The sequence below is a fragment of the Streptomyces xingningensis genome (assembly GCF_054957865.1).
Map to the genome: position 1 here is coordinate 16,195 of NZ_JBDJPF010000026.1, position 21,595 is coordinate 37,789.

The 21,595-nt window shown below is 70.6% G+C and carries 24 protein-coding genes and 1 pseudogene; 7 read left to right on the forward strand and 18 right to left on the reverse strand.

The annotated features are described in order from the left end of the window. Window positions 1-137: 137 nt before the first annotated feature. From ABCR83_RS15630 to ABCR83_RS15670, 9 genes are all read right to left on the reverse strand, one after another. A complete protein-coding gene (locus tag ABCR83_RS15630; RefSeq protein WP_462695608.1) occupies window positions 138-1,103 on the reverse strand; it encodes an N-acetylmuramoyl-L-alanine amidase in 966 nt (321 codons plus the stop codon). A 23-nt stretch (window positions 1,104-1,126) separates the two neighbouring features. Beyond that, window positions 1,127-1,765 (reverse strand): class I SAM-dependent methyltransferase, encoded by a 639-nt coding sequence (locus ABCR83_RS15635; protein WP_462695609.1) that lies wholly within the window; start codon window positions 1,763-1,765, stop codon window positions 1,127-1,129. Window positions 1,766-1,810: 45 nt separating this feature from the next. Continuing rightward, entirely contained in the window at window positions 1,811-2,449 is a 639-nt protein-coding gene (locus tag ABCR83_RS15640; RefSeq protein ID WP_462695610.1) for a response regulator, read from the reverse strand. A 66-nt stretch (window positions 2,450-2,515) separates the two neighbouring features. After that, complete coding sequence (locus ABCR83_RS15645; protein WP_462695611.1) at window positions 2,516-3,691, reverse strand: methyltransferase domain-containing protein; 1,176 nt, start codon at window positions 3,689-3,691, stop codon at window positions 2,516-2,518. Then, window positions 3,688-3,819, reverse strand: coding sequence for a hypothetical protein (locus ABCR83_RS15650; RefSeq protein WP_462695613.1), 132 nt, complete (start codon window positions 3,817-3,819; stop codon window positions 3,688-3,690). The genes ABCR83_RS15645 and ABCR83_RS15650 overlap by 4 nt, the downstream gene beginning before the upstream one ends. 120 nt (window positions 3,820-3,939) lie before the next feature. Beyond that, entirely contained in the window at window positions 3,940-4,239 is a 300-nt protein-coding gene (locus tag ABCR83_RS15655; RefSeq protein ID WP_462695614.1) for a DUF7848 domain-containing protein, read from the reverse strand. A 265-nt stretch (window positions 4,240-4,504) separates the two neighbouring features. After that, window positions 4,505-4,723, reverse strand: coding sequence for a hypothetical protein (locus ABCR83_RS15660; protein ID WP_462695615.1), 219 nt, complete (start codon window positions 4,721-4,723; stop codon window positions 4,505-4,507). Window positions 4,724-4,815: 92 nt separating this feature from the next. Further along, a complete protein-coding gene (locus ABCR83_RS15665) occupies window positions 4,816-6,048 on the reverse strand; it encodes a helix-turn-helix domain-containing protein (protein WP_462695616.1) in 1,233 nt (410 codons plus the stop codon). 197 nt (window positions 6,049-6,245) lie between these two features. After that, the gene (locus tag ABCR83_RS15670; protein WP_462695617.1) at window positions 6,246-7,418 is read right to left on the reverse strand and encodes a sensor histidine kinase; all 1,173 of its coding nucleotides are present in this window, start codon (window positions 7,416-7,418) and stop codon (window positions 6,246-6,248) included. A 203-nt stretch (window positions 7,419-7,621) separates the two neighbouring features. On the opposite strand from ABCR83_RS15670, the pseudogene ABCR83_RS15675 reads away from it, so the two are divergent. The 3 genes and pseudogenes from ABCR83_RS15675 to ABCR83_RS15685 all read left to right on the forward strand — a co-directional run. Beyond that, window positions 7,622-8,479: pseudogene (locus tag ABCR83_RS15675) on the forward strand (MaoC/PaaZ C-terminal domain-containing protein); the annotation flags it as partial. Window positions 8,480-8,527: 48 nt separating this feature from the next. Then, entirely contained in the window at window positions 8,528-9,604 is a 1,077-nt protein-coding gene (locus tag ABCR83_RS15680; protein ID WP_462695681.1) for a Zn-dependent alcohol dehydrogenase, read from the forward strand. A gap of 114 nt (window positions 9,605-9,718) precedes the next feature. After that, a complete protein-coding gene (locus tag ABCR83_RS15685) occupies window positions 9,719-10,624 on the forward strand; it encodes a 3-oxoacyl-ACP reductase (protein WP_462695682.1) in 906 nt (301 codons plus the stop codon). Here ABCR83_RS15685 and ABCR83_RS15690 read toward each other — a convergent pair. Further along, window positions 10,621-10,779 (reverse strand): hypothetical protein, encoded by a 159-nt coding sequence (locus ABCR83_RS15690; protein WP_462695618.1) that lies wholly within the window; start codon window positions 10,777-10,779, stop codon window positions 10,621-10,623. The two genes, ABCR83_RS15685 and ABCR83_RS15690, sit on opposite strands and share 4 nt — an antisense overlap. A gap of 170 nt (window positions 10,780-10,949) precedes the next feature. After that, window positions 10,950-12,053, reverse strand: coding sequence for a hypothetical protein (locus ABCR83_RS15695; RefSeq protein ID WP_462695619.1), 1,104 nt, complete (start codon window positions 12,051-12,053; stop codon window positions 10,950-10,952). A gap of 239 nt (window positions 12,054-12,292) precedes the next feature. Between ABCR83_RS15695 and ABCR83_RS15700 the strand changes: the two genes are divergently transcribed. The 3 genes from ABCR83_RS15700 to ABCR83_RS15710 are packed head-to-tail and all read left to right on the forward strand — an operon-like array spanning window position 12,293 to window position 15,052. Further along, window positions 12,293-13,132: a Nif3-like dinuclear metal center hexameric protein gene (locus ABCR83_RS15700; RefSeq protein WP_462695620.1), complete on the forward strand. Its 840-nt coding sequence runs from the start codon at window positions 12,293-12,295 to the stop codon at window positions 13,130-13,132. Window positions 13,133-13,154: 22 nt separating this feature from the next. Then, complete coding sequence (locus ABCR83_RS15705) at window positions 13,155-13,898, forward strand: zinc ribbon domain-containing protein (RefSeq protein WP_462695683.1); 744 nt, start codon at window positions 13,155-13,157, stop codon at window positions 13,896-13,898. Window positions 13,899-13,903: 5 nt separating this feature from the next. Beyond that, on the forward strand, window positions 13,904-15,052 hold the full coding sequence (locus tag ABCR83_RS15710) for a bifunctional RNase H/acid phosphatase (protein ID WP_462695621.1): 1,149 nt from the start codon (window positions 13,904-13,906) through the stop codon (window positions 15,050-15,052). Between the two features lie 77 nt (window positions 15,053-15,129). On the opposite strand, the gene ABCR83_RS15715 is transcribed toward ABCR83_RS15710, so the two are convergent. The 4 genes from ABCR83_RS15715 to ABCR83_RS15730 all read right to left on the reverse strand — a co-directional run bounded on the left by ABCR83_RS15715 (window position 15,130) and on the right by ABCR83_RS15730 (window position 18,135). Next, the gene (locus ABCR83_RS15715) at window positions 15,130-15,573 is read right to left on the reverse strand and encodes a hypothetical protein (protein ID WP_462695622.1); all 444 of its coding nucleotides are present in this window, start codon (window positions 15,571-15,573) and stop codon (window positions 15,130-15,132) included. Window positions 15,574-15,695: 122 nt separating this feature from the next. After that, entirely contained in the window at window positions 15,696-16,307 is a 612-nt protein-coding gene (gene eda / locus ABCR83_RS15720) for a bifunctional 4-hydroxy-2-oxoglutarate aldolase/2-dehydro-3-deoxy-phosphogluconate aldolase (protein ID WP_462695623.1), read from the reverse strand. Window positions 16,308-16,454: 147 nt separating this feature from the next. Beyond that, window positions 16,455-17,048, reverse strand: a complete 594-nt coding sequence (locus tag ABCR83_RS15725) for a DJ-1/PfpI family protein (protein WP_462695624.1) — start codon at window positions 17,046-17,048, stop codon at window positions 16,455-16,457. Window positions 17,049-17,163: 115 nt separating this feature from the next. Next, window positions 17,164-18,135: a GlxA family transcriptional regulator gene (locus ABCR83_RS15730; protein ID WP_462695625.1), complete on the reverse strand. Its 972-nt coding sequence runs from the start codon at window positions 18,133-18,135 to the stop codon at window positions 17,164-17,166. A 349-nt stretch (window positions 18,136-18,484) separates the two neighbouring features. Between ABCR83_RS15730 and ABCR83_RS15735 the strand changes: the two genes are divergently transcribed. Then, the gene (locus ABCR83_RS15735) at window positions 18,485-19,339 is read left to right on the forward strand and encodes a DUF3987 domain-containing protein (protein WP_462695684.1); all 855 of its coding nucleotides are present in this window, start codon (window positions 18,485-18,487) and stop codon (window positions 19,337-19,339) included. Window positions 19,340-19,431: 92 nt separating this feature from the next. Here ABCR83_RS15735 and hemC read toward each other — a convergent pair whose 3' ends face one another. The 3 genes from hemC to ABCR83_RS15750 form a co-directional block, all read right to left on the reverse strand. Next, entirely contained in the window at window positions 19,432-20,397 is a 966-nt protein-coding gene (gene hemC / locus ABCR83_RS15740; protein WP_462695626.1) for a hydroxymethylbilane synthase, read from the reverse strand. Next, window positions 20,394-20,867 (reverse strand): NUDIX domain-containing protein, encoded by a 474-nt coding sequence (locus ABCR83_RS15745; RefSeq protein ID WP_462695627.1) that lies wholly within the window; start codon window positions 20,865-20,867, stop codon window positions 20,394-20,396. The genes hemC and ABCR83_RS15745 overlap by 4 nt, the downstream gene beginning before the upstream one ends. A 318-nt stretch (window positions 20,868-21,185) precedes the next feature. Beyond that, on the reverse strand, window positions 21,186-21,425 hold the full coding sequence (locus tag ABCR83_RS15750) for a DUF7848 domain-containing protein (RefSeq protein ID WP_462695628.1): 240 nt from the start codon (window positions 21,423-21,425) through the stop codon (window positions 21,186-21,188). Window positions 21,426-21,595: the final 170 nt, after the last annotated feature.

Genomic DNA, 21,595 nt, shown 5'->3' on the forward strand with positions numbered 1-21,595 from the left:
CCCGCCGGTTCGCGAGGTGCGAGGGCGCGGGGGATTGCGGCCCCCCATCGTACGGGGGAACCTATCGCCCCCACGGTCGGGGCGTCTCTTCGTTTCGCCCTCGTGACAAGCCTGTGGCCTGCCATTGCTTTCCCCCGTTACCCGCCGATGAAGTCGCTGATGCCATTCGCGATCCCCTGCGCCGCCTTTTCGCGCCATGCCTCGTCGGTCAGCAGCGCGGCGTCCTGCGGGTCACGCATATTGCCGCACTCGATGAACACCTTGGGGACGGTGGAGAGATTGAGGCCGCCCAGATCGGAGCGCACATCCAGCCCGGTGCCCTGGCCGATGTAATTGGACGGGCCGGTTCCGGTCGATCGGACGAAGTTTCCGGCGACCCGCGCGCCCAGTTCCTTGGACGGTCCGACGATGGCGGAGGTGTCCGCGTGTCCGCTCTTCACCTTGGCGGGAAGAATCACATGGAAACCGCGGTCGCCGACGGACGCCCCGTCCGCGTGGATCGAAATGGCGGCGTCCGCGTGCGCCTTGTTGCCGATCTCGGCCCGCTCGTCCACGCAGGGCCCGAACGGCCGGTCCCCGTCGTGGGTCAGGGCGACGGTGGCGCCCCGGTCCCGCAGGATCTTGCGGAGGCGGTGGGCGACGTCCAGGCTGAACGTGGCTTCGGCGTAACCGGAGTTGGTGGACGTGCCGGTGGTGTCGCACTCCTTGCGGCCATTGCCGATATCGACGGAGCGATTGATTTCGGTGGGGTGGTCCTGGTTGTGGATGTTATGTCCGGGATCGATGACCACCACCTTGCCCCTGAGCGGGCCATCGGCGGCGGGGCCGTCGTTCGGGGAACCCGAGGAATCCGAGGAGAGGGACGGCGGCGGGGTCGGTGTGCCGGGGGCGGGTGATGCGCCGGCCGGGGGCTTGGCCGGGGGCTTGGCGGAGGGCGCCCCGGCCGGAGTCGCCTTGGTGCTGGGCGCGCCGGCCGAAGGACGCTTCGCATCGGCCGACTTGACATCGTCGTCGGTACACCCCGCGAGAGGAACCAGGAGCAGCGCGGTCAGCACCAGCGCCTGCCGATGGCGGGGTATGCGGGGAAAGCTGCCGTTGGACACCCAGGCGACTCTAGCGTCGTCGCTCAGCAGCCGGAGCCCGTCCGGCGCAGAACGCGAAGCGAGTGCGTCACAGAGATCTCGGTGAACGCGCCGGATTCCAGTGCCCTGCGGTACACCCGGTACGGCGCCTGGCCGCCGTCCGCCGGGTCCGGGAAGACATCGTGGATGACCAGCAGCCCGCCGGGCGCCACCCGCGGGGCCCAGCCCTCGTAGTCGGCGGTGGCATGGGCATCGGTGTGGCCGCCGTCGATGAACACCAGGCCCACCGGGGTGCGCCAGAGAGCGGCGACCTGGGGGGAGCGGCCCACGATCGCCACCACATGGTCCTCCAGGCCCGCGGAGTACAGGGTGCGGCGGAAGGTGGGCAGGGTGTCCATCCGGCCCACGGCGGTGTCGACCAGGGTGGGGTCGTGGTACTCCCAGCCGGGCTGCTGCTCCTCGCTGCCGCGGTGGTGGTCGACGGTCACGGCCGTGCCGCCCGCCTCGCGGGCGGCGGCGGCCAGCAGGATGGTGGACCGGCCGCAGTAGCTGCCGACTTCGAGGAGCGGCAGGCCGAGGGCGGCGGCCTCCTCGGCCGCGGCGTACAGGGCCAGGCCCTCGGTGGTGGGCATAAAGCCCTTCGCCGCCTCGAAGGCGGCGAGTATTTCCGGTTTGGGGGGCATGAGTTGGTTCTCTCCTTGTACTTGTTGTACTTGGCGCCGGTGTGCTCAGAGCCAGCCGTTCCGGCGGGCCGTGCGGACCGCTTCCATGCGGTTACGGGTCTGGGTCTTGCCGATCGCCGCGGAGAGGTAATTGCGGACCGTCGCGGGCGACAGATGCACCTTGGCCGCAATGTCGGCGACGGTCGCCCCGTCCACGGCCGCGCTCAGCACCTCCCGTTCGCGCTGGGTGAGCGGGTTGGGGCCGGCGCTGAGCGCGGCCGCCGCGAGCGCCGGGTCGATGACCTGCTTGCCCGCCAGTACCTGCCGTATCACGGCGGCGAGTTCCTCGACCGGCCCGTCCTTGACCAGGAACCCGGATGCGCCCGCCTCCATGGCCCGGCGCAGATAGCCGGGGCGGCCGAAGGTGGTGAGGATCAGCACCTTGCAGCCGGGCAGCCGGTCCCGCAGGTCGGCGGCGGCGTCCAGGCCGCTGCGGCCGGGCAGTTCGATGTCCAGCAGGGCGATGTCGGGCCGGATCTCCAGGGCCTTGGGCAGGATCTCGTCGCCCTTGCTCACCTGGGCGACGATCTCGATGTCGTCCTCCAGCCCGAGCAGCAGCGCAAGGGCACCCCGCATCATCCCCTGGTCCTCGGCGAGGAGGGTTCTTATACACCGTGGCGGCTGCTCGGTCCCAGGCTCGGTCATGAGCTCAGCGTAGACAGCGCAGAGCCCCGTCCACGCACCCACGGAGCTGCGAGGACGGGACGTTGATCACACGGGCCAGGATTCGGCCGGCTCGTCCAGCCATGCGCGGTGGCCTTCGGCGGTCACGGTGAGACCGAACCGGGAGTGATCCGGTTCGCCGTGGCCCAGCCACCAGCGATGGGCGCTCTCCGCCTCGTCCCATAGCCGGCGGGGGCCGGACTGCCAGACACGAGCCTTGTCGCCGTCCCGGAACTGGACGCACGCCCATGAGCGGTCCGTCAGCTCGTAGAACCAGACGGGCCGCGCGCCGTCGCGCTTGTCGGCAACGACGTGCACGCAGTCCCGCATACGGAGCCCCAGAGCGAACCGTTGGGGGGCGAACTGTTCGCCGACGAATTCCGTTTCCGTGACGGTGGTGGACGACTCGTCGCCATCGGCGACGCTGCCGGGGACGTAGTCGCGGTGGACCACGGGCGAAAGGCGCTGTGCCCGAAGCTTCATAAACTCCACGGGCCCCGTGAACGTGCCTGACACGCTCTCTCCGTCGTCGGCGACGACCAGACGGGCCACGGCGTCACCGTTGCTGTAGTGCGTCCCCCACGGGGCCACGATCACCCCGCCGGGATAGCATTGCCGCACCCATGCGAACGGAATGGACCGAAGCCCACAGGTGGCAATGATCCGGTCGTACGGCGCCCCCTCGGGGTAGCCCTGGAACCCGTCGCCGTGGACGACCCGGGCGGGAAGCCCGAACCGTTCGAGTACCGCCCGCGCCAACTCCACTACGGCTTCGTCCACTTCCACCGTGACGACGTTCTGAGCGCCGAGACGGTGAGCCAGGAGCGCAGCGTTCCACCCGGTGCCGGTGCCCACTTCCAACACCCGTTGTCCGGGTCGTACGTCCAGGTCCCGGAGCATGCGGAACACCACGCTCGGCATTGACGCGGACGAGGTGGACACGTGCCCCGGCTCGGTGCCGGTGTGCTGGCCGTCGTCCCACTGCGTGACGATGGGTACGTCGGATTCCGCGTACCGCTGCCAGGCTTCCGGATCGCCTGTCCTGCTGACGGCGACGCTCTTGGCGCTGCTCATGTCGAATGGCCACATGAGTTCCGGCAGGAACGCGGAGCGGGGCACGGCGGCGAACGCGGGTGCCCAGTCGGGCGTCAGAGTGCCATCGGACATGAGGAGGCGCCCCAGCTCTGTACGGCTGGGGCGCTCCTGGTGTGCGTTGGCGGTCACTGGCGGATGGCCTTCTTGGGCGGGTTGGGAACGCCGGGGCCTCCGTCAGGGGTGGGCGGCTGGTGCGGGCCCGGGTAGGGCTCGCCCGGCAGTTTGTCCTTACCACCATCGTTGTTCCGCAGGATCACGGTCGTCGTGCCTCCTTCGCTGTGTCGGCACAGAGTCCGCCTCCGCGCCGTCGTGCGGTGGTGCACCCGGTCAGCCGACTCCCCTCCACGGGAATTGTGGCGTACAACCGGGCGGGTGTCTCAGTGGGCCGCGCGGTCGTGCTGCGGCTCCTCGGACGGAAGTGGCGGGGTGTCCCGCTTCCCCTCGTTCAGTTCCAGGCGGCGCACGAGGGCCATGTCCTCGAACATCCGGCCGAACAGCGGGTGACCCGTACGGCCCGTGTGCGACATCATCGCCACGTCGGCCGTCTCCAGATCTGCCGTCGGGGCGAGCGCCCACCCGCACCCGCCGCTCATGCAGTGCGCCGTAACGGTGATCTCGCTGCGCGGGTGGGTGCTGATCGAGTGCTTCACGGCGGGGCGGATGACGCTTCGTTTCATGACGCCACCACCGGAGGTTTGACCGGAAGCGTCATCTTGCGCGGCTCGTGCGGGTGGTTGCGGATCTCCACGTTGCAGTCAGACGCCGCTGACTGGTTCGCGTAGCCGTCCGGGGTGCCTCTGCCCGTGCGGTAGGCGTGGCGCCACGCTACGGCGTGCGTGCACACCTTGCAGCCCTCCACGGGGGTGGGCTCCAGGGCCAGGCGAAGGGGGAGATCCGCCGGGGGTTCCGGGTATGCGTGAGGCGGAGCGGAGCGGGCCCGGCTCATGAGCGCTGCCCAACCGGCAGGGACCACGTCAGCGCCCGCGACAGCTCCGTGTCGGTCGGCCTGCGCAACCCGCCGGGCGGCGCGGCCCATTCGCGATCACCATCCGGCGGTACGAGGTACGCGGCCCGTTCGAAGAGTCTGCGTACCTCGCCGATCCTGCCGTTCGTTGTGTCCACCGCGTGTTTGCCCGTGGTGGGGGTCCAGTCGTCGTCCATGGTTCTTCGCCGTCCTCTCGCATAGGTCGCGAAGAACGGTATGGCGATGGGAATTTGGCGATGGACCCAAACCGTCCCCCTACTCGAACGGGTCAGGCAGCAGCCACCCCCACAGCCTCAACAAGCGCGACTGCATCAGCCTTCAGGGGGCCGGACGCAGCCTTGGCCAGGTCCCGAGCCAGGCCCCGCGCAAATGGGACGTACCGCACCGCTTCCGGACTGACCTTGTGGGCCGTTGACAGGTAGTGCACCCCTGCTGCCGTCTCGTGCTTCTGGTGATGTCCGGCCGCAATGTCGAGCAGTAGGCGGGAGCGCCGTTCCAGGGAGCCGACGGCCTCCGGCGTGATGGCCTCGGCCCGCCTCAGGGCCTCACCCGGCGTCAGCAGCCCGACGCCGACGCTCACGCTGTGAATCGCGACGTTGGCCGCGTCGAACGCTGACGGGGTGTGCGTGTAACCAGCGGGAAGACGGGACGCCGTACGGTCGGCCTCCGTCAGATACCATTCAGCGTCGCCGGAACGACCGTCGAGCCCACACGAAATAGCGGCTTGAAGGTTCAACGCCCCATAGACGCCCAGGACTTCAGGATCTCCATCCTCCAGCAGATCGCGCAGGAGGCCCATACCTGCTTCGTCGGTCTGTACAGCCTCTTCCCCGAAACCTGCCGCGCGCTGCCCGATCGCCGTGGACCATGCTGCTAGGGCGAGAGAGACGGGGTTGTCGGACTCCTCGCTGTGTGCCCGTCCACGGTCCAGCGCGAGCCAGTAGAGCTCTGGCTCGCAGATGTGGGCAAGTAGCCGTTGAACGAGGCGGTACAGGTCTGCTGTGGCAGCGTGAGCGGCCCGCCGGTCGTCCCCCTGGTGAGCCTTCACGCAGGCGTGTGCGTCTCGGATCAGGTCAGGCAGCAGCGCCCCGACCTCCGTCCGCTGGTGCCTGCTGCGATGCCAGAGCCGCCACGCGCCCTCTACGCGGCCTTTCAGTGCTTCAGGGGAGCAAGGGCCCACGGTCGGCATGCCGACGAACGAGACGCCATGCATAGCCGCCCTGATCGGCGTAACAGAAGCGTGAGACAGCTTGCCGACGGCATCCGCCGGAATAGCCAGCTCATCCCCGGTCAGTACGGCTACGTCGGAGACGTGCAGGGCACGAGCCAGTCGCACAAGGTGGGTGATCGACCTCAGTTCCCGCTCACCGTTCTCGATCTTTTTCAACCAATCGGACGACCTACCGACCAGACCGGCGAGCACGGCCCGCGTCATCCCTCGGCGTTCCCGAAGGATGCGGACACGCTCACCAGTCGTCAGCTCTACGGGCAAATCAGCCATGGTGCACGCTCCCTTGACAAGTAGGGCTAGTACCCGCAGCGTACGCCTGGCCAGAGGCGCCGGACACGCGAAAGGCCCCGCTCCCGCCCAGCAAGGGACGGGCACGGGGTCATGGAACCGAGGGGGTGCAATTATCCGGAAAACAGGGAGAGTTGAGAGTGGAGTCCGCGCCCGAGTACCCGGGGTCGCGGGGGATCTCACGCGACCGCCTTCTCCTCGTCGTCCACCGGAAGTTCCGCCACCAGCCGGAAGCCGCGCCGCCCGGCGGGCCCGGAGGTCAGCGAGCCGCTCGCGGCCGCCAGTCGCTCGGTGAGCCCCTTGAGGCCGTTGCCGCCCCTACCCGGTTCCGTCCCCGGCTTCGCCGAGCCCACGCCGCAGCCATCGTCGGTGATCTCCAGGTGGACGCGGTCGGGTTCGCCGCGTACCTCTATCGCACAGCGGGACGCGCCGCTGTGTCGTACCACATTGGTGACGCCCTCGCGCACCACCCAGCCCAGCAGGGCGCCGGTCTGCGGCGGCAGCGGCGGTCCCGACTGACGGATCTCGGGGGTGATGCCGGAGGCATCCAGGAGGGAACGGGCGTTGTCGAGTTCGGTGCTGAGGCTGCCCTCGCGGTAGCCGGTGACGGCCTCCCGGATCTCGGTCAGCGCCTGGCGGCCCACCGCCTCGATGTCGGCGGCGTGGCCCAGCGCGGCCTCCAGGTTGCGCGGCCCCAGCCGGCGTACCGCCTCGGCCTTGACCACGATCACCGACATGGTGTGGCCGAGCAGGTCGTGCAGATCGCGGGAGAAGCGCAGGCGCTCGCGCTCCACGGCGGCGTGGGCGAGCTCCTCGCGGGTGCGGCGCAGGGTGTCCACGGCCTCGAAGAGGTTGAGCAGGGCGGCGGCGACCAGGCCCGCGGCGCCGGTGCCCCAGCCGATGACGAGAACGCCCGCCGTGCCCTGGTCGCCGGTGCGCAGACCCGCGATGGCCCCGGCCGAGGTGCCGATCAGGCCCATCACGGCCGCCAGCCGCCGGCCGTTGCCGCGCAGCGCGATCCCGGCGGCGAAGGAGAGCAGGGGGAAACACATCTCCCAGTGGTTCGGGTAACCGATGGTGAGCGCATAGGTGACGGCGGCCAGCCCGGCCAGCGCGAACACGGGGGTGCGCGTCGAGCGGCGGCGCTTGTCGAGGGCGCTGAAGATCGTGGTGGCGTAGAGCGCGGTGAAGACGAGGAGGCCCGCGCCGCCGAGCCAGGGCAGGGGCAGCCGGCCGGTGAGGACCTGGATGATGTCCCGGGTGTTGGCGAACATCCACGGCAGGACGGCCCACCTGCTGGGCACCTTCACCCGCTGGATGTCCTTCGCCAGGTCCCCCGATATGCGCTGCATACCGCGCACTCTATGAAATGCCGCCCTGACCTGGGCAGACACAAAAGTCCCCGGCGACCTGTGACTTTTGTCCCCCCGATGTCTTCCCCCGTCATCCGGAACCGGCTATACAGGGATCCGCTCCGCATAGAACGTGTTCCACTATGGAACGTGTTCCAGTCAGCCGGATCGTCGGTCGGAACCCGTGAAGGAGCTGGACCTCCATGCCCATCGACGCCGCCAAGGCCATCGCCGCCGAGCCACGGGTGACCCCGCTCTCCTGGGGCCACAAGGACGTCCAGCTCTACCACCTGGGCATCGGCGCGGGCTGCCCGGCCACCGATCCCGCCGAGCTCCGCTACACCCTGGAGAGCAGGCTCCAGGTGCTGCCCTCCTTCGCTACCGTCGCCGGGGGAGGCATGGCCCTGGCCGGGGGGCTCTCGGCGCCCGGCATCGAGGTCGACCTCGCCGCCGTGCTGCACGGCGGGCACCGCATCGCCCTGCACCGGCCCATCCCGGCCGGCGCCGACGGCGCCACCCAGACATCCCGCATCGCCGCCGTGTACGACAAGGGCAAGGCGGCCGTCCTGGTGCTGCACACCGAGGTCGCCGACGCCGACGGGCCACTGTGGAGCAGCGAGGCCGAGATCTACATCCGGGGCGAGGGCGGCTTCGGCGGAGAGCGCGGCGCCTCCAGCCGTCTCGAACTGCCCCGGCGTGCGCCCGATATGACCGTGGAGCGGGCGATCCGCGAGGACCAGGCCCTGCTCTACCGGCTCTCCGGCGACTGGAACCCCCTGCATGCCGACCCCGAATTCGCCGCGCGGGCCGGCTTCGACCGGCCGATCCTGCATGGTTTGTGCTCCTATGGCATGGTCCTCAAGGCCGTGGTGGACACCGCGCTCGGCGGCGAGGCCGCCCGGGTCCGCTCGTACACCACCCGCTTCGCGGGCGTGGTCTTCCCCGGCGAGACCCTGCGGGTGCGGATGTGGCGCCTGGGCGGCGACCGGGTCCAGGTGTCCGCGACGGTCGTGGAGCGCGAGGACGCGCCCGTGCTCGCGGACACGGTCGTCGAGCCGGCCAGTAACGCCCTGACGCTCAACCGACAGCCGTACGAAGGGAGTCGCGCCATGCGTGCCGCCGTACAGCACGAGAAGGGCCAGGAGACGCTCGAAGTCCTCGACGACATCGAGCCGGTGGGCTTCGGCCCCGGCAAGGTCAGGGTGCGGATGAGGGCCGCCGGGCTGTGCCACTCCGATCTGTCCGCGATGTCCGGTGTGCTGCCGCAGCCCGCGCCCTTCATCCCCGGGCACGAGGGGGCGGGCGAGGTGCTGGAGGTCGGCGACGGGGTCGACGGGCTCAGGGCGGGGGACCGGGTGCTGGTCTGCTGGCTGCCCGCCTGCGGCAGCTGCCCGTCGTGCAGACGCGGGGAGACCCAGCTGTGCCTGTCCGGCTTCCTGAGCGTGTCCACCCCCAACTTCAAACGACCCGGCGGCGATGTCTTCAGCTTCGCGGGCACCGGCACCTTCACCGAGCAGACCGTGGTCGGGGCGGGCTGCGCGGTGCCCATCCCGGACGATGTGCCGTTCGAGGTCGCCGCGCTGATCGGCTGCGGGGTGACCACCGGGCTCGGTGCCGCGCTCAACACCGCCCGGGTGACGGCCGGTTCCTCGGTGGCCGTCATCGGCTGCGGCGGGGTCGGCATCGCCACCGTCCAGGGCGCCCGGGTGGCGGGCGCGGCACAGATCGTCGCCGTCGACCCGGTCGCCTCCCGCCGCGAGGCGGCGCTGCGGTTCGGCGCCACCGAGGCGGTGCACCCCGGCGCCCTGAACGACGCCAGGACCCGGGTCACCGGCGGCGAGGGCTTCGACTATGTCTTCGAGGTCGTCGGCACCTCCGCCACCGCGCGCACCGCCTATGACATGACCCGGCGCGGCGGCACCCTGTGTGTGGTCGGGGCGGGCGCCATGGACGATTCCCTCCAGCTCAATATGTTCGAGCTGTTCTTCAACGAGAAGAAGATCCTGCCCTCGCTCTACGGCGGCGGCGATGTGCTGCGTTCCTATGAACGGGCCATCGCCCTGTGGCGGGCGGGCCGCGTCGACCTCGAGGGCATGATCACCCACCGGGTCCCGCTCGCCGGGATCAACGACGCCATCGACCAGATGCGTTCGGGCCAGGCGCTGCGCACCTGCATAGAGATCTGACGGGGGCGGGCAGTGACTTCACAACCGACTTCACAACCGACTCCACAGCAGACTTCACGGCCGACTTCACAACCGGTCCCGCAACCGGTCCCGCAACCGGTCCCGCAGCCGGCCCTGCACGGCAGAACGGCGATCGTCACCGGCGCCGGGCGCGGCCTCGGCCGGGCCGAGGCCCTCGAGCTGGCCCGGCTGGGCGCCTTTGTGGTGGTCAACGACCACGGCCGGCCCGGCCGGGACGGCTCCGGCGAGGCATCCGCGGGGCCCGCCGAGGCGGTGGCCGCCGAGATCCGGGCGGCGGGCGGCCGGGCCACCGCCCACGGCGGTGATGTGGCCGACTTCGAGCAGGCCCGGGAGCTGGTGCGGCTGGCCCTGGACACCTATGGCTCGCTGGACATCCTGGTCAACAACGCGGGCATCCTGCGCGACCGGATGGTCTTCGCCATGACCGAGGACGAATGGGACTCGGTGATCCGCGTCCATCTGAAGGGCCACTTCAACACGATCCGCTTCGCCTCCGCCCACTGGCGGGAACGGGCCAAGGCGACGGGCGAGCCGGTGTACGGGCGGATCGTCAACACCTCCTCCGAGGCGTTCCTCGCCGGGTCGGCCGGGCAGCCCAACTACGCGGCGGCGAAGGGCGGGATCGTCGGGCTGACCACCTCCACGGCGGAGGCGCTGCGCAAGTACGGCGTCACGGTGAACGCCATCTGCCCCCGCGCCCGAACCCGGATGACCTCGGACGTCTTCACCGACACACCTCCGCCGGGGCAGCCCGACCCGCTGGCGCCGGAGCATGTCTCGCCGCTGGTCGCCCATCTTGCGTCACCGGCCGCCGCCGGGGTGAGCGGACAGGTCTTCGTGGTGCACGGAGGGATGGTGGCGGTGATGGCCCGGCCCCGGGTGGCGGCCGAGTTCACGGTCGGCGAACTCGACTCGCTCACACGGTATTTCGCGGGGCGGCCGCCGTATGAGACGTTCGCGGCGGCCGAACTCCTGGGGCTTCGCCCCGAGACCGCTTAGCTCGCCTCGCCCGCGCGACGGTGCTTGCCGTGCGACGAGGTGTGGTCGTTCTCCTGGGACTCCGGGCCGCGGTGCTTGCCGGAGCCGGCGGCTGCGGCCTGGGCGGATGCCTCGATGGGGCTCGCCTCGGTCGTGTCGATTCGGGCTTCGGACATGAGGAAGGTCACTCCGTGGGTATGGATCCGTGCTGTACGCGAGGGCGCACACCGTGCGATGCAAGTCAACACGCTTTCCGCGCACGACCGTTCCGGTACCGCTGCGCAACCCCCGGACCAATCCTAACGGGACCTTGATCGGCCCAGCCACCCCGGACCGGCACGATGTGTCACATACCTCTGCCTCCGCCCGGCCCGGTCCGGGCGTGCGGTGCCTGCTGCAGCGGTACGGGCCGGGGCGCGGCCGGCTCGTCCGTGTCGTCGGGGTCCCGCGGCTGCTCGTCCTCCTCCGGCAGCCGCAGCCGGGCCAGCCCGCACCGCACCTGCGGGGTCACATACGGCAGCCGCAGCTCTCCGCCGGCCGTCCACAGCCCGGCGCCCGCCACCCACCCGGCCGGGCCCGGGAACTGCCGCAACCGCCGTGCGGCGGGCCGCCACACGCCCACCCAGCTGCCGGTGTCCCGATCGATCCGGAAGGCCACCGAGCAGGCCTCGGGCGTCAGCGGCTGCCCCGGCTGGGTGGCGAACGGCGTCACCGCCGCCCCGGCCGACCGCAGGCACTCGGGAAAGCGCACCGGGCGCGCGGAGCCCAGCACCCCCCACCCCAGCCGGTCGTGGCCGGGGGCGTCGGACCGCACCAGCAGCAGACCGCTGTCCGGATCGGCCAGCACCAGCCGGTCGTTGCTCCGCTCGGTGATCTGCAGCAACGGGCTGGTCTCCCCGCCGCGCCCCAGGTCGATGACGACGGCCTTGGTGAGCCCCTCCAGCTCACGGTCCAGGGCGAGCAGCCGGCCCGAACGGTCCAGCCAGGCGCCGCCCGCGCAACGGCCCTCCACCTTCGCCAGCAGCTCCGGCCCCGAGGAGCCGCCGTGCACCAGCCATAGGGTGGTCGACCGGTCGCCGTGCACCAGGGCGTACGCGGACGAGCCGTTGGGCGCGGGCGGCAGCAGCGACAGCCGGGGGCACTCGATCGCCCCCAACGGCAGCTCGCCGGTGCCGGGTCCGGTCGGATACAGCAGCGACAGCGCATACCGCTCGGCGACCCGGCGCCGGATCAGCACCCTGCCGTCCGCCAGCGGCAGCACCTCGCTGTCCGGCTCCTCGGGCTGGACGCCGGGCAGCGGCACCGCATAGGGCTCGGGGCCGTCGAGCGTCCACCGCTCCGGGAACCAGCCGCCGGTCGCCCGGCTGAGGGCCAGCCACGCGGCGTACGAACCGTCCACGGTGACCGTGAACGCCGGGCGTCTCATGTCCATCGGTGCGCTGCTTTTCATAGGGGCACTCTGGGGAGTGCTCTCGGGGGTGCTCTGGGGGGCACAGACCGTCATGAGAAACGTCACCTCCGGCACTGAACGTAGTTTTCGCCCTCCGCGCTTAACCCTCCGAGGGAAGGCGCTTCATGCGTAAGGGTGGGAATTATCCGATTCGCCTGAGAAATAGAGGCAAGTCTGCTCCTGGCTGGAGGTGACTGATCCATGGCCCTGCGGACGCGGGTGGAAGGTAGCCTTTCCCCGTGCCCGTACTGTCTGAAGTCATCGCCGCGCTCGACGCCCTGTGGCCCCCGGAGCGGGCCGAACAGTGGGACGCCGTCGGCACCGTCTGCGGCGAACCCGACAGCCCTGTCGGCCGGGTCCTGTTCGCCGTGGACCCCGTCCAGGAGGTCGTCGACGAGGCCGTACGGCTCGGCGCCGACCTGCTGGTCACCCACCACCCGCTCTATCTGCGCGGCACCACCACGGTCTCGGCCGCCACCTTCAAGGGCCGTGCCGTGCACACCCTGATCAAGAACGACATCGCCCTGCATGTCGCGCACACCAACGCCGACCGCGCCGACCCCGGTGTCTCCGACGCCCTGGCCGGCGCCCTCGACCTGCGCGTCACCGGCCCGCTGGTGCCCGACGCCACCGACCCGGCGGGCCGCCGCGGGCTCGGCCGGATCTGCGAGCTCGATCCGCCGCTGACGCTCGCCGAGTTCGCCGAGCGCGCCGCCAAGCGGCTGCCCGCCACCGCCCAGGGCATCCGGGCCGCGGGCGACCCCCAGCACACCCTGCGCACCATCGCGGTCTGCGGCGGCTCCGGCGACTCCCTCTTCGACGAGGTACGGGCGGCGGGCGTGGACGCCTACCTCACCGCCGACCTGCGCCACCACCCCGCCTCCGAGGCCCAGCAGCACAGCCCGCTCGCCCTGGTCGACGCCGCGCACTGGGCCACCGAGTGGCCCTGGACCGAGCAGGCCGCCGCCCAGCTCGACGAGATCTCCGACCGGCACGGCTGGGATCTGCGCACCCATGTCTCCCGTATCGTGACCGACCCTTGGACCGCCCACGCGGCGTCGTCCTCCCATCACCGCTGAACAGCCACATAGGAGCCCCCAACTGAACGCCGCGCCCGCCGACCAGATCCGCCTCCTCGACCTCCAGGCGCTCGACACCCGCCTCGGCCAGCTCGCCCACAGACGCAAGAACCTGCCCGAGCACGCCGAGCTCACCTCCCTCGAGGGCGACCTCACCCAGCACCGCGACCTGCTGGTCGCCGCGCAGACCGAGGAGAGCGACACCGCCCGCGAGCAGACCAAGGCCGAGCAGGACGTCGACCAGGTACGCCAGCGCGCCGCCCGCGACCAGCAGCGCCTCGACTCCGGCGCCGGAATGTCGCCCAAGGACCTGGAGAACCTCCAGCACGAGGTGGCCTCCCTCGCCAAGCGCCAGGGCGACCTCGAGGACGTCGTCCTGGAGATCATGGAGCGCCGGGAGGCCGCCCAGGAGCGGGTCGTCGAGCTGACCGAGCGGGTCGGGGCCGTCCAGGCCAAGGTCGACGCCGTCACCGCCCGCCGCGACGAGGCGGTCGCGGAGATCGACGCCGACATCGCCGGCGTCGCCAAGGAGCGCGAGATCGTCGCCGGTTCCCTCCCCGCCGACCTGCTGGCGCTCTACGACAAGCTGCGCGTCAAGGAGGGCGGCGTCGGCGCGGCCCGCCTCTACCAGCGCCGCTGCGAGGGCTGCCGCCTGGAGCTGAACATCACCGAGGTCAACGAGGTCCGCGCGGCCGCCGCCGACCAGGTCGTACGGTGCGAGAACTGCCGCCGCATCCTGGTCCGTACGCCCGAGTCGGGCCTGTAAGCCCCATGGCCAACCGCTTTGTCGTCGAGGCCGACGGCGGCTCCCGGGGCAACCCGGGCCCCGCCGGCTATGGCGCGGTCGTCCTGGACGCCGTGACCGGCGAGGCCCTCGCCGAGGCCGCCGAATACATCGGCACCGCCACCAACAACGTCGCCGAGTACAAGGGCCTCATCGCCGGACTCGAGGCCGCCAAGGCCATCGACCCGGACGCCGTCATCCAGGTCCGGATGGACTCCAAGCTCGTCGTGGAGCAGATGTCCGGCCGCTGGAAGATCAAGCACCCGGACATGAAGCCGCTGGCCGCCCGCGCCCAGGCGGTCTTCCCGGCGAACCAGGTCAGCTACCAGTGGATCCCGCGAGAGAAGAACAAGCACGCGGACCGGCTCGCCAACGAGGCCATGGACGCGGGCAAAAAGGGCAAGCAGTGGGAGCCGACACGCTCCGCCGTGCCCCAGCCCAGGGCGGAGACGCCGGAAGAAGCCGCAGTCGGGCGGAACACTCCCATCGGCTGGGCCGCCCCCGCCGACCTCGGCACCCCCACCACCTTCGTCCTGCTGCGCCACGGCGAGACCGCGCTCACCCCGGAGAAGCGATTCTCCGGCAGCGGCGGCGACGACCATGAACTCTCGCCCGCCGGCCGCCGGCAGGCGGAGGCGGTCGCCACCGCGCTCGCCGCACGCGGCACCATCCAGGCCGTCGTCAGCTCACCGCTGCGGCGCTGCCGGGAGACGGCCGAGACGGTCGCCGCGCGGCTCGGGCTCGAGGTCCGGGTCGAAGAGGGCCTGCGCGAGACCGACTTCGGCGCCTGGGAGGGGCTGACCTTCGCCGAGGTCCGCGAGCGCCACCCCGAGGACCTCGACGCCTGGCTGGGCTCCACCAAGGCCGCCCCCACCGGCGGCGGCGAGAGCTTCGCGGCGGTCGCCCGCCGGGTGGCCCTCTCGCGGGACAAGCTCCTCGCCCGCCATGTGGGGCGCACGGTGTTGCTGGTGAGCCATGTGACCCCGATCAAGACCCTGGTCCGGCTGGCCCTGGGCGCGCCCCCCGAGGCGCTGTTCCGGATGGAACTGGCGGCGGCCTCGGTGTCGGCGGTGGCGTATTACGGGGACGGCAATGCCTCGCTGCGGCTGCTGAACGACACCTCGCACCTGCGGTAGCGCTCCACTGGAAGCGTGGTCATGCGGCTGCGGGCCGTCCGTGGCCGGTCGCGCCCACGCGACCGCTCGGGCCCGGCTCACTCGGTGGCCCGGCGGGCCGCCATCGCCTTGCCCAGCAGGGCGACGGCCCGCAGCCGCCGCTGCTCCCGGTTCTCGATGTCCTGCGGACTCTCACCGGTCGCCGCGACCCGGGGGCAACTGGGACACTGCCACCGGTCGGGAGCCCCCGGCGCCGGCGGCTCCATCGCGGTCTCGCAGCGGGGGCACTCCACCGTCACCCCTTCCACATGCCCGCACGAAGCACAGACCCACACCGGGCCCTCGGTGTCCTCCTGCCGCCAGGCGGTTCTGCGGCACCGCGGGCAACCCGTGGTGACGATCCCGGCCCGGTCCATGATCGGCGGCTCCGGGGTGGTGTCCGCGTACTCGATGAGCCGGGCTCTCACCTGATCGTCCGTGGTGTTGGCCATCCTGAGCAGGTGTGCGACTCGTGAGCGGGCTTCGTCGGCGAATTCGTTCATGACGGGAGCAGGCTATCGCCGACCGCGCCTGTGATCGGGTCCGTCCGTCATCCGGGCGCCCGCGCGTTCACCGGAAGGAGTCGCTCACCGGGCCCGGAACGTCCCCGCCGCCTGCCCGCCGCCTACAACTCGGCGGCCTCGCGGGCCAGTTCCGCCACCCGCCCCCAGTCCCGGCACCGCACCGCATCCGGTGGCAGCATCCATGTGCCGCCGACACAGCCGACGTTCGGCAGCGCCAGATAGGCCTGCGCGGAGTCCACCCCGATCCCACCCGTGGGACAGAAACGGGCCGTCGGCAGCGGCGCGGCAAGGGACCTGAGATAGGGCGCCCCCCCGGCCGCCTCCGCCGGGAAGAACTTCATCTCCCGCACCCCGCGCTCCATCAGCGCCAGCACCTCGGACGCCGTCGAGACCCCCGGCAGATACGGCACTCCCGCCCCCCGCATCGCATCCAGCAGCCGCTCCGTCCACCCCGGGCTGACCAGGAACCGCGCCCCGGCCTCCACCGCCGCCTCCGCCTGCGCGGGCCGCAACACCGTACCCGCCCCGACGACGGCCTCCGGAACCTCCGCCGCGATGGCCGCAATTGCCTCCAGCGCGCCCTGTGTCCGCAGGGTGATCTCGATGGCGGGCAGCCCGCCCTCGACCAGCGCCCGGGCAAGCGGCACCGCGTCGGCGGCGTCGTGCAGGACCACGACGGGGATGACGGGGGCCAGGTCGAGGAGGTCGGTCACGGTGGCATCCTGCCGCTGCGCCGGACGCCTCGCAACGGACGTTGCGCTCTGCGCAACGAGACCGTTTCGAAGGAGGCGAGAGCCGCGCTCATCGCCGAGCCCGCGGTGCCGCGACGACGGCGGGCGCGGCCGGCGTGCACGGCACGCTCAGGCGGCCCGCCAGACCGTGCCCCGGCGCTCGAACTCCAGCACCTCCTCGACGAACAGGGCGGCCTCGGGCCCATACAGACGTTCCGCGAGCCAGATCGCAAGGTCGACACCGGAGGTGACCCCTCCGGAGGTGACCAGGTCACCGTCGTCGACGACTCTGCCGCCCACCACCTTCCCGCCCTGTTTCGCCAGATCCTCCTTGGCGATGTGGTGGGTTGTGCAGGGCCGGCCCTTGGTGATCCCCGCGGCGGAGAGCAGCATCGTCCCGGTGCAGACTGCCGCCACGATCAACCCGGGGCGTCTCGCCTCGGCCAGCTTCCGGGGCAGGACACCGCGGTGGATCTCCCTCAGCACGCCTGAGCCCTCGCCGTAGCCGCCACCGGGCACCACGAGCACATCGGCCGACTGTGGCGACCATGGCTCCTCCACCAGGATCTTCATTCCGGCAGCTGTGGTCACCGTGCGGGGGCCGTCCGCGGTGACAAAACTCCGTTTGACCTCGGGCGGGCCCACGATGGCGCCGAACGCCTCGACGGGCCCGGCGAAGTCCTGTTCCTCCACGCCGTCGTAGAGCACGGTGTGCACCCTCATGCGATCCTCCCAAGAGAGCTGGTGAAAGGGGTTTCGCCGACCAGTCTGTGGCGAGGGAGGAGCCACCGGACAGAGCCAACAGGGCCTGCCGGGCACAACATACGGCCAACCACGCTCACCTGGTCTGTCCGCTGGTCTGTCCGCCCTGGAAAGCGGCGCGGTAGGTCTTCGGCGTGGTGCCGATGTGCCGGGTGAAGTGATGCCGCAAGGTCGCACTCGATCCAAAGCCCACCGCCTCGGCGACCCGCTCCATGGGCAGGCCGGTCGTCTCCAGCAGCTCCCTCGCCCGTTGCAGCCGCCTGTCCAGCAGCCAGCGCAGCGGCGTGGTACCGGTCTGGGCACGGAAGCGCCGGGTGAGGGAGCGTGTGCTCATGACCGCATGGGCGGCGATGTCCGCGACGGTCAGCGGCACCTCGAGGTTGCCCTGCATCCACCGCAGCGTCGGCCCGAGGTCGTCGGCATCGTCGACAGGATCGCGATACTCGATGAACTGCCCCTGACCACTGGCCCGTTGCGGCGCCATCACGATCATCCGCGCGGTACGGGCCGCCACCGCCGCCCCGAGGTCGCGCCGCACCATGTGCAGACACAGGTCGAGGCCCGCGGCAATGCCGGCGGAGGAGAGAATCTGACCGTTGTCCACGAACAGGACGGACGGATCCACCTCCACCGCCGGGAATTCCTCTGCCAACTGGTCCGCGAACAACCAGTGCGTCGCCGCCCTGCCCCCGTCGAGCAGCCCGGCCGCAGCGAGAACAAACGCTCCGGTACAGATCGATGCCACCCGCGTCCCCCCGGCCGCGATCTCACGTATCAGCCGCACCGCCGCCGGAGACATCTCCCGATCGGGGGCAATGCCGGGCACGATCACGGTATCGGCTTCACGCGCATCCTCCAGCCCGTGGCCTGCCAGGAGTTGGAACGGGCGCTGCGCACCGGCGGTCGCATGAACGGTCCGTTCCGCGCAGACCCTGACCTCGTACGCGGGCGTTCCGTCGGGACGTTGCGCGAGTGCGAACACATGGCACGGGACGACGAGGTCGATGGCCGCCACGTCGTCGAGGGCGAGAATGGCAACTACATGCATGTCCGGAGCCTACGCAGGCCCAATGCCCGGCCCCGGGGCCACCAGCCATCTCTCAGGGTGGTGCGGGGTGGTGACACTCGCGTCAGGGCACTCGCAACGAGCGTTGCGGCATGCGCAATCGCAGTCAACTTTCCTTGATTCCAGCGAAGTTGGTGCCAGCCAGCCGCCAGGGTCTTCCCCGACGCACTGATGCGCCCGCATTCCGGGAGCGTCCGCCGCGGTCAGCCGCCTTCCCATGCCGGGGGCCTGACTGGGGCGCGGCCACCCGGTTCGCCGGGATCGGCCGCGCCCATGGCCGGGTCTTCCGCTTGGAGGTCTGCCGCCCGTGGGCGCGTGCCTACCCGTGCAGGTGGACGACCCCCGGGTCTCGATCATGGGGCACATCACCCCGGAGGAGTTCCGGGCCAGCATGAGCACCACCGAACGCGACGGCGGCTCCTACAACCGGCTGTTGATCCTCCCCGTGGCCCAGGTCCGTTGGCTCAGCGAACGCGACCGGATGCCCGCGCACCTCATCCCCGAAGCCGGGGAGGCCATGGCCCGTGCCGTCCGCCACGGACAGCGCATCGGCCTCGTCGCCCTCTCCGAAGACGCCTACGACACGGCCGACATCATCCGGCGAGACCTCCTCACCAAGGCCCGGGAATCCGAGGGGCTGAAGGCGTTCGCGGCCCGCTGCAATGAGCAGGTACGCCGCATCGCGGCCCTGTACGCCTTGTTCGACCTGCGGTCGCAGATCACGGTGGAGGACCTGGACGCGGCGGCAGCACTGGTCACCTACGCCATGGACTCGGTCCTGGACATCGTCGGCGACGCAGGAGCCGACAAGCCCAAGCGGCAGCCCCTCAGCCTGGTGGAAAAGGTCCGCGCCCGGATCGCGCTGCACGGGGACAAGGCCACCTCGTCCCAGGTGCTCCCGTTCGTCAACGCTTCGGCAGCCGAGGTCAAGGCGCTCCCCGGGATCGTGGTCACCACGGAGAAGCAGGGAAAGGGCGGGCGGCCCGCCATCGTGTTCACCCTCGCCGACGACGAGCCCCAATGTCACGCAGACGCACAGCCGGCCAGCACCCAGAGCGACAACCGGCAGTCGGCAACCGTGGTCCGCATAGACGCTTACCGCCCCGCTCCTCAACCGGCCCCGGAGCCCAGGCCGGTGAAGCGGTCGGCACTCCTGGAGGAGAACCCGTTCCTCGCTCTGCTCTGATCGGACCCGAACAAACGAAGTCCCCCACCCGAAACCGGGTGAGGGACTTCGTTGTAGCCGTTTAGGCCAGTCATCGGGTGGCCGGACGAGGGTCAGTGGGGAATGCCCTCGATGATGTCCCGTGCGCCCTGCCGGAGAAGTTCGGCGGAGACGCGTGCCCCGAGGGTGCCCGGGTCGTTCGAGTCCTCGCCCCAGATGTGGGCGTGGACGAACTTACTGCCGTCGCGGGAGAAGACCATGCCGCGGAGGGAGAGTTGCCCGTCAGGCTCCGTGGTGCAATACCCGGCGATCGGCGAATTGCAGTGTCCGCGAAGGCCATGGAGCATGACCCGCTCGGCAGTGGCCTCGGTCTGCGTCTTGGGATCGTTCAGGCGCTCCAGCAGGGCGGCAACAGGGCCGTCGTCGCGGCGACATTCCAGGGCGAGGACGCCGGCGCCGACTGCGGGCAGGATCTCGTGCACCGAGAACTCGTGGCGGATGCGGCCTTCGATGCCGAGGCGCTCCAGTCCGGCGCGGGCGAGCACCATGCCCTCGGCCTGAAGGTCACCCTTCTTGCCGTCGAGCTTTTCGACGCGGGTTCCGACAGCGCCCCGCACCCTGATCACGTTGAGGTCGGGGCGCACCTTGAGGATCTGGGCCTTGCGTCGTACGGCCGTAGTGGCCACGGCGGCGCCGGGGGGAAGATCGGCCAGCGTTTTGACCGTTGACCCTTCGGGGACCAGGAGAACGTCCCGGACGTCGGCACGCGGGAGCATGGCGGCGAACACGAGGCCCTGCGGCATCGGGACGTCACCGGGCACATCCTTGAGGCAATGGATCGCCATATCGATGTCCCCGCGCTGAAGTTGCGCGTCGATGTCCTTGACGAACAGGCCCTTGCCGCCGAGTTGTGCAAGGTCTCCCTGCCAGAGGTCAGCCTCCGTCGTGGTGGGCTTCACCTCGATTTCGAGGCCAGGCGTCAGTTCGCGGAGGAGCCTGGAGACATGTTCGGTCTGAGCGAGCGCCATGGGTGAACTGCGAGTGCCGATGCGCAGGGGGCGGTCGGCGAAGTCGGTCATGATGTTCCCTCCGGGTTCCTTGTCTCTCGGTAGGACGTGGTGTTGGGCTGGTGGAGCCACGGGACGATGCGGGCCGCGATGCGGGGGTACTGCAAGATCAAGTCGCCGACGAGCATCCAACGCCAGAAGGCGATCTCGTCGTGCTGCAAGATGATGCTCTCCTCCTCGTCGGGCCGGAGTTGGGGGCCAGCGAAGACGAAGACGAGCCGGTCGCGTCGCCCGGGATGGGTGGCCGCAAGCCATTCGACGGCAGCCAGTTCACGGATGCGCTCGCCGAGGTCGAGGTTGAGTTCTTCGCGGACTTCCCGGCGGGCGGCATCAAGCGGGGACTCACCCTGTTCGACGAGCCCACCGGGAAGCATCCACGGTGCGTCCTGCTTCGCAGGAGTAACAACGAGCGCATGCCCCTGGGGGTTAGTGATCAGTACACAGGACCTCATCGGGTGTCCCGGTGCGGGAGTGGTGGTCATACGGCCTGGCCTTGTCGTAGGGATCGGGGTGTTCACACGTTGCGGACCTCTGTCCACCCGCTCCCCTCGTGGCGGAGGGACAGAAGGCCAGGAGTGTTGCCGGGTCACTACTGCGCCGCCGGGTAGACGGCGGAGCCCCGCTCTCCGCCAGCCCCGCGTTACTGAGCGCTGCGCGGGAGTGGAGGAGCTGCCGACGGAGAGCGGGAGATCAAGAGTGGTGCGGGTTGCCCAGGAACGCCAGGGAGACCGCCAGCGCCGTGGAAAACACGACGGTCGAGGCCCAGATGGGCCCCGCCCACCGGAGGACCCTCCGCCGGATCACGACTGCCTCATCCACGCGCGCCACCCGCGCTTGACGATCTCCGTGTAGGAGTTGTGCGACGGGTTGGTCTTCACGTGGTGGAAGATCCACTGCGTCGCCTCGTCCTCGTCGGCGCTCCTCGGGGAGCCCTCGCCGCAGACGTCGCATTCCTGGGCGTACGTGGGCCGTTTGGCGTCCGGTTCCCCGTCGGGCTGGACGGTCCAGTTGGCCATGCGGATCACGGTGCGTACAGCCATGCAGTTCGTCCCCTCTCCATGCCCCCCGTCGTGGAGATAGGTCTACTGCTGGCACTCATGGCGGCGCGGCGACCGTCAAGGCGTCATATCGGCGTCATTCATCGGTCAAAACCCATGACCCAGTGTCGCCTTGGGACCTACTGTCGAATCGTGGCCGAGCCGAACACGAT

What these genes read in the sequence shown, in the direction of transcription:
- hemC (WP_462695626.1), bottom strand. Translation starts at nt 20,397, where the DNA reads ATGACCGACTTCGCCGACCGCCCCCTGCGCATCGGCACTCGCAGTTCA.
- ABCR83_RS15695 (WP_462695619.1), bottom strand. Translation starts at nt 12,053, where the DNA reads ATGAAAAGCAGCGCACCGATGGACATGAGACGCCCGGCGTTCACGGTC.
- ABCR83_RS15640 (WP_462695610.1), bottom strand. Translation starts at nt 2,449, where the DNA reads ATGACCGAGCCTGGGACCGAGCAGCCGCCACGGTGTATAAGAACCCTC.
- ABCR83_RS15715 (WP_462695622.1), bottom strand. Translation starts at nt 15,573, where the DNA reads ATGAACGAATTCGCCGACGAAGCCCGCTCACGAGTCGCACACCTGCTC.
- ABCR83_RS15750 (WP_462695628.1), bottom strand. Translation starts at nt 21,425, where the DNA reads ATGGCTGTACGCACCGTGATCCGCATGGCCAACTGGACCGTCCAGCCC.
- ABCR83_RS15655 (WP_462695614.1), bottom strand. Translation starts at nt 4,239, where the DNA reads ATGAAACGAAGCGTCATCCGCCCCGCCGTGAAGCACTCGATCAGCACC.
- ABCR83_RS15665 (WP_462695616.1), bottom strand. Translation starts at nt 6,048, where the DNA reads ATGGCTGATTTGCCCGTAGAGCTGACGACTGGTGAGCGTGTCCGCATC.
- ABCR83_RS15680 (WP_462695681.1), top strand. Translation starts at nt 8,528, where the DNA reads ATGCGTGCCGCCGTACAGCACGAGAAGGGCCAGGAGACGCTCGAAGTC.
- ABCR83_RS15745 (WP_462695627.1), bottom strand. Translation starts at nt 20,867, where the DNA reads ATGACCACCACTCCCGCACCGGGACACCCGATGAGGTCCTGTGTACTG.
- ABCR83_RS15670 (WP_462695617.1), bottom strand. Translation starts at nt 7,418, where the DNA reads ATGCAGCGCATATCGGGGGACCTGGCGAAGGACATCCAGCGGGTGAAG.
- ABCR83_RS15660 (WP_462695615.1), bottom strand. Translation starts at nt 4,723, where the DNA reads ATGGACGACGACTGGACCCCCACCACGGGCAAACACGCGGTGGACACA.
- ABCR83_RS15730 (WP_462695625.1), bottom strand. Translation starts at nt 18,135, where the DNA reads ATGCATGTAGTTGCCATTCTCGCCCTCGACGACGTGGCGGCCATCGAC.
- ABCR83_RS15710 (WP_462695621.1), top strand. Translation starts at nt 13,904, where the DNA reads ATGGCCAACCGCTTTGTCGTCGAGGCCGACGGCGGCTCCCGGGGCAAC.
- ABCR83_RS15725 (WP_462695624.1), bottom strand. Translation starts at nt 17,048, where the DNA reads ATGAGGGTGCACACCGTGCTCTACGACGGCGTGGAGGAACAGGACTTC.
- ABCR83_RS15635 (WP_462695609.1), bottom strand. Translation starts at nt 1,765, where the DNA reads ATGCCCCCCAAACCGGAAATACTCGCCGCCTTCGAGGCGGCGAAGGGC.
- ABCR83_RS15690 (WP_462695618.1), bottom strand. Translation starts at nt 10,779, where the DNA reads ATGTCCGAAGCCCGAATCGACACGACCGAGGCGAGCCCCATCGAGGCA.